Genomic DNA, 3,476 nt, shown 5'->3' with positions numbered 1-3,476 from the left:
GCCGGTGCCGTCCGCGGACCCCGAGGCCGTGGCCGGGCCCGAGCCCGAAGGCGAGTCCGAACCTCAGACCGAGGCAGGGCCCGCCCCGGAACCCGAGGACGACCCCGCTGCCCCCGCCCCCCTCCACGTGCCGCGTACGCCCACGGGCAACGCCGAGGCCGACGCCCAGCTCGACCGGTTGGCCGATGTGGACCACCTCGCCACGGACGGCCACGTGGAGGTGTACGAGGATGTGCACAGGGGGCTGCGCGACGCGCTCACCGCGCTCGACGCCCGCCCGGGACCTCCGGGGCCCCCTGCGCCGTACAGCAGCAACGACAGCAACAGGAGCTGAACCGAACGTGGCAGGAGTGGCACGACGCCGCCTCGACGCCGAACTGGTCCGACGTAAACTCGCCCGCTCGCGCGAACACGCCGGGCAGCTGATCGCCGCCGGGCGGGTCACTGTAGGCAAGACCCTCGCGACCAAACCCGCCACCCAGGTGGAGACCGCCGCCGCCATCCTGGTCACCCAGGACGACGACGATCCCGACTACGTCTCGCGCGGCGGCCACAAGCTCGCCGGGGCGCTGGAGGCCTTCGTACCGCTCGGCCTGGCGGTCGAGGGACGGCGGGCTCTGGACGCCGGCGCCTCGACCGGCGGGTTCACCGATGTACTACTGCGCGCGGGTGTCGCCCACGTCGTCGCCGTGGACGTCGGGTACGGGCAGTTGGCCTGGTCTCTTCAGAGTGATGAACGCGTCACCGTCAAGGACCGTACGAACGTACGCGAGTTGACGTTGGAGGCGATCGATGGGGAGCCGGTGGATCTTGTTGTCGGTGACTTGTCCTTCATCCCGCTCGGCCTGGTGCTGCCCGCCCTTGTGCGGTGCGCGGCACCCGGAGCCGACCTGGTGATGATGGTCAAGCCGCAGTTCGAGGTGGGCAGGGAACGGCTCGGGAGCGGCGGAGTCGTACGCAGCCCCGAGCTACGGGCGGACGCCGTACGCGGCGTGGCCCGCCAGGCGGGGGAACTGGGACTCGGGGTGAACGGCGTGACGGCCAGTCCGTTGCCCGGGCCCTCGGGGAATGTCGAGTACTTTCTGTGGCTGCGTGCCGGGGCACCCGCACTGGACCCGGCCGACGTTGACCGTGCAGTGGCGGAGGGGCCGCGTTGACACAGACCCGAGCTCGTACTGTTTTTCTGCTCGCCCACACCGGACGGCCCGCGGCCATCCGCAGTGCCGAGCTCGTCGTCGAGGGGCTGGTGCGTTCCGGTCTCGGCGTACGGGTCCTGGAGGCGGAGGCGGCCGATCTGCCGCTCCCGGAGAGTGTGGAGCTCGTCAAGGAGGCGACACCGGAGTGCCTGGACGGGTGTGAGCTGCTGATCGTCCTCGGCGGTGACGGGACGCTGCTGCGCGGCGCCGAGTTCGCCCGCGCCTCCGGGGTGCCCATGCTGGGCGTCAACCTCGGGCGTGTCGGCTTCCTCGCGGAGGCCGAGCGCGACGACCTCGACAAGGTCGTCGACCGGGTGGTGACGAAGGCGTACGAGGTCGAGGAGCGCATGACCGTCGACGTCGTCGTGCACAGCAACGGCGATGTCGTCCACACGGACTGGGCGCTCAACGAGGCCGCCGTGCAGAAGGCGGGGGCCGAGAAGCTCCTTGAGGTCGTGCTGGAGATCGACGGGCGGCCGGTGACCGGGTTCGGGTGCGACGGGATCGTCCTGTCGACGCCGACCGGGTCGACGGCGTACGCGTTCTCCGCGGGCGGTCCCGTGGTGTGGCCGGAGGTCGAGGCGCTGCTCATGGTGCCGATCAGCGCGCACGCCCTCTTCGCCAAGCCCCTGGTGACCTCGCCGAACTCGGTGCTGGCCGTGGAGGTCCTGCCGCACATCCCGCCCGGGGTGCTGTGGTGCGACGGCCGCCGCACGATCGAGCTGCCGCCCGGTGCGCGGGTGGAGGTCCGGCGCGGCGCGGTGCCGGTGCGGTTGGCGCGGCTGCACCACGCGTCGTTCACCGACCGGCTCGTCGCCAAGTTCGCGCTGCCGGTGGCGGGTTGGCGGGGCGCTCCGCACTGAGTGCTCCGCAGGGAGCCGGGGGGGGGATGTCGTTGGTTTGGTGCGGGTCGGCAGGGGCTGGCCGCGCAGTTCCCCGTGCCCCTTGGAAGAGGGGCGCGGGGAACGGGCAATTCGGTCAACCGCACCAGGGCTTATGTGGAGGGACTGGGGCGGCGTCGCGCCGGGTGGGGGAAACCTCGTATGGTCATGTCCGTGTTGGAGGAGATGCGGATACGGTCGCTCGGAGTCATCGACGACGCGGTCGTCGAGCTGTCACCCGGCTTCACCGCCGTGACCGGTGAGACCGGCGCGGGCAAGACGATGGTGGTCACCAGCCTGGGCCTGCTGCTGGGCGGGCGCGCCGACCCGGCCCTCGTGCGGATCGGGGCCAAGAACGCGGTCGTGGAGGGACGGATCTCCGTGCCCGACGGCGCCTCGGCCGTCCTACGGGCCGAGGAGGCCGGCGCCGAGCTCGACGACGGCGTGCTGCTCATCAGCCGTACCGTCTCCGCCGAGGGGCGCTCGCGTGCGCACCTCGGCGGGCGCAGCGTGCCGGTGGGGCTGCTCGCCGAGCTCGCCGACGACCTGGTGGCCGTGCACGGCCAGACCGACCAGCAGGGGCTGCTCAAGCTGTCCCGTCAGCGGCAGGCCCTCGACCGGTACGCGGGCGACGCCGTCGCCGTGCCGCTCGCCAAGTACGCGGGCGCCTACCGACGGCTGCGCGCCATCTCCACCGAGCTGGACGAGATCACCACGCGCGCGCGGGAGCGTGCCCAGGAAGCCGACATGCTGCGCTTCGGGCTCGACGAGATCGCCGCGGTGGAGCCGCGGGCGGGCGAGGACGTCGAGCTGGCGGCCGAGGCCGAGCGGCTCGGACACGCGGAGGCGCTCGCGTCCGCCGCCACGGCCGCGCACGGCGCCCTCGCGGGCAATCCCGAGGACCCGGAGGGCATCGACGCCACGACGCTCGTCGCGGGCGCGCACCGGGCCCTGGAGGCCGTACGGTCCCACGACGCGGCGCTCGGCGCGCTGGCAGGCCGCATCGGGGAGATCGGGATCCTGCTGGGCGATGTGGCGGGGGAGCTGGCGGGGTACGCCGACGACCTCGACGCCGACCCGCTGCGGCTCGCCGCGGTCGAGGAGCGGCGCGCCGCGCTCACCGCGCTGACCCGCAAGTACGGCGAGTCCGGCGAGGGCACAGCCGGCGTACTGACCTGGGCGGAACAAGGAGTCGCACGGCTCCTGGAGCTGGACGGCGACGACGACCGGCTCGGCGAGCTGACGGCCGAGCGGGACGCGCTGCGGGCCGAACTGGGCGGGCTGGCACAGGCGTTGACGGACGCCCGTACGGAGGCCGCCGAGCGCTTCGCCGCCGCCGTGACCGCCGAACTCGCCTCGCTCGCCATGCCGCACGCGCGCGTGTCGTTCGAGATCCGTC

At 73.1% G+C, this 3,476-nt stretch carries 4 protein-coding genes; all 4 read left to right on the top strand.

What is annotated here, in order from left to right; translation table 11 throughout:
* Positions 1 to 4: 4 nt before the first annotated feature.
* Positions 5 to 334 carry a hypothetical protein gene (locus tag AOK17_RS46235; protein WP_055618639.1) on the top strand — a complete coding sequence of 110 codons (330 nt, stop codon included), beginning with the start codon at positions 5 to 7 and terminating at the stop codon, positions 332 to 334.
* A gap of 7 nt (positions 335 to 341) precedes the next feature.
* Complete coding sequence (locus AOK17_RS46230; protein ID WP_055618638.1) at positions 342 to 1,157, top strand: TlyA family RNA methyltransferase; 816 nt, start codon at positions 342 to 344, stop codon at positions 1,155 to 1,157.
* Positions 1,154 to 2,059, top strand: a complete 906-nt coding sequence (locus tag AOK17_RS46225; protein WP_055618637.1) for an NAD kinase — start codon at positions 1,154 to 1,156, stop codon at positions 2,057 to 2,059. The genes AOK17_RS46230 and AOK17_RS46225 overlap by 4 nt, the downstream gene beginning before the upstream one ends.
* Positions 2,060 to 2,239: 180 nt before the next feature.
* A partial coding sequence (locus tag AOK17_RS46220; RefSeq protein WP_055618636.1) for a DNA repair protein RecN occupies positions 2,240 to 3,476 on the top strand: 1,237 nt, incomplete at its 3' end.

Origin of the sequence: Streptomyces phaeochromogenes (assembly GCF_001418655.1) — a bacterium.
In the GTDB taxonomy this organism is placed as follows: Bacteria; Actinomycetota; Actinomycetes; order Streptomycetales; family Streptomycetaceae; genus Streptomyces; species Streptomyces phaeochromogenes.
This window is presented reverse-complemented; position numbering and strand designations above follow the sequence as displayed.